The sequence below is a fragment of the Streptomyces sp. NPDC001222 genome, assembly GCF_042896945.1.
Taxonomy (GTDB): Bacteria; Actinomycetota; Actinomycetes; order Streptomycetales; family Streptomycetaceae; genus Streptomyces; species Streptomyces gibsoniae.
Genome location: NZ_JBIAXT010000095.1, coordinates 1 through 1,374, shown reverse-complemented (window position 1 = coordinate 1,374; position 1,374 = coordinate 1). Strand labels below are relative to the sequence as shown.

Below are 1,374 nucleotides of genomic sequence, written 5' to 3'. Positions count from 1 at the left end.
GGGTCTGTACGGTGAGCGGTGTAACTCCCGAGCTGGAAGCGACAGTTGATGACTGACGTGACGAGTGACACCAAGGCCGGGAAGGCCGCTCTGAGTGGGACGGGCGCCGTGGATGACGGGCTGGTCGCCGAGCTGGTGGCCCGGGCCCAGGCCGGTGGCGTGAAGCTCACCGGGGAGGGCGGCCTCCTGCAGCAGCTCACCAAGCGGGTGCTGGAGTCCGCGTTGGAGGGCGAACTCACTGATCACCTGGGGCACGAACCCGGCGAGCGGGCCGAGGGCGGCCGGGAGAACTACCGCAACGGGCACCGGTCCAAGACGGTGATCACCGAGTCGGGGCCGGTCGAGATCGCGGTGCCGCGGGATAGGGCCGGGTCGTTCGAGCCGCAGCTGGTCAAGAAGCGCCAGCGGCGTCTGGGCGGCGTGGACGAGATGGTCCTGTCCTTGTCGGCGAAAGGGCTGACGCACGGGGAGATCTCCGCGCATCTCGCCGAGGTGTACGGTGCGGAGATCTCCAAGTCCACGATCTCCACGATCACGGACAGCGTGATGGCCGGCATGACGGAATGGCAGAACCGTCCGCTGGACAGCGTCTACCCGGTCGTCTTCATCGACTGCGTGAACGTGAAGGTCAGGGACGGGCAGGTCGCCAACCGGCCCGTCTACATGGCGGTCGCGGTCACCGCCGAGGGACACCGGGACATCCTGGGCCTGTGGATCGGCGACGGCGGGGAGGGCGCGAAGTACTGGCTCCAGGTCCTGACCGAGATCAAGAACCGCGGCGCGGCCGATGTCCTGATGCTGGTCTGCGACGGCCTGACCGGCCTCCCGGACGCCGTGAACACGGTCTGGCCTGCGACGATCGTCCAGACCTGTGTCGTTCACCTGCTGCGGAACAGCTTCCGTTACGCGGCCCGGCAGGACTGGGAGAAGATCGCGAAGGCGCTCAGGCCCGTCTACACTGCGCCGACCGAGGAGGCCGCGCTGGAGCGGTTCGTGGAGTTCACCGACGCCTGGGGCGGGAAGTATCCGGCGATCGTCCGGCTCTGGGAGGCGGCCTGGGCGGAGTTCGTGCCCTTCCTCCAGTTCGACGTGGAGATCCGCAAGATTGTCTGCACCACCAACGCGATCGAGAGCATCAACGCGCGGATCCGCAAGGCCGTCCGGGCCCGGGGGCACTTCCCCACCGACCAGGCCGCCCTCAAATGTGTCTACCTCGCCGTCATGAGCCTGGACCCGACCGGCACCGGACGCAAACGCTGGACCATGCGCTGGAAGGCCGCACTCCAAGCCTTCGACATCACCTTCGACGGCCGGCTCACCGCCGGACGCCGCTGAACGAAACCGACCGAGTTCCACCGTTCGCTACACAGACCC

General features: G+C 67.8%; 1 protein-coding gene. It reads left to right on the top strand.

What is annotated here, in order from left to right; genetic code table 11:
- Positions 1 to 48: 48 nt before the first annotated feature.
- Positions 49 to 1,335 carry an IS256 family transposase gene (locus ACFY2Z_RS41680; RefSeq protein WP_390749202.1) on the top strand — a complete coding sequence of 429 codons (1,287 nt, stop codon included), beginning with the start codon at positions 49 to 51 and terminating at the stop codon, positions 1,333 to 1,335.
- Positions 1,336 to 1,374 lie beyond the last annotated feature (39 nt).

Excerpts from the sequence above, each read along its gene's own strand:
- ACFY2Z_RS41680 (WP_390749202.1), top strand. The coding sequence starts at position 49 with ATGACTGACGTGACGAGTGACACCAAGGCCGGGAAGGCCGCTCTGAGT.